The sequence below is a fragment of the Oleiphilus sp. HI0086 genome, from assembly GCF_001635225.1.
Map to the genome: position 1 here is coordinate 1 of NZ_LWFZ01000355.1, position 572 is coordinate 572.

The following is a 572-nucleotide window of genomic DNA, read 5'->3' on the forward strand; positions in this document are numbered from 1 at the left end:
TACTTTTATTCCCGCATCCTCCAGAAGTTTAAAGCCTCGACCTGACACCTCAGGATTCGGATCCAGCATCGCAGCAACCACCTCAGATACTTGAGCATCAATTAAGGCTTTAGCACAGGGAGGTGTTCGACCAAAGTGGCTGCAGGGTTCCAAAGTAACGTAAGCTGTCGAACCTTGCGCGAGTCCTCCCGCTTCAGCGAGGGCGTTTACCTCTGCATGCCCTGTTCCGGCCTTCTTATGCCAACCACGCCCCACAATTTGACCGCCCCTCACCAAGACACAACCTACCCGTGGGTTTGGCTGGGTTGTATACACCCCTTTATTGGCCAAGCGCAAAGCTTCAGCCATATAGTGAGCGTCATCTATTGAGAAAGCACTAAGCGTCATTTTTGGTATTCTCAGAACGAGCTAGCCGATCAACTTCTTCCTTAAATTCATTGATATCCTGGAAACTACGATAGACAGAGGCAAAACGAACATAAGCCACCTCATCCAGGCGACGCAGCTCTTTCATCACTTCTTCACCAATAGCAATCGCTTTTAGCTCTCTCTCGCCTGTTGCTCTCAATCGG

At 49.8% G+C, this 572-nt stretch carries 2 protein-coding genes; both read right to left on the reverse strand.

The features are described from left to right. A partial coding sequence (ribD, locus tag A3756_RS04600) for a bifunctional diaminohydroxyphosphoribosylaminopyrimidine deaminase/5-amino-6-(5-phosphoribosylamino)uracil reductase RibD (RefSeq protein WP_068552999.1) occupies nt 1-387 on the reverse strand: 387 nt, incomplete at its 3' end. Beyond that, nucleotides 377-572: ATP cone domain-containing protein (locus A3756_RS04605; protein WP_368664567.1), on the reverse strand; the 196-nt coding region annotated here is incomplete at its 5' end. The genes ribD and A3756_RS04605, both read right to left, overlap by 11 nt.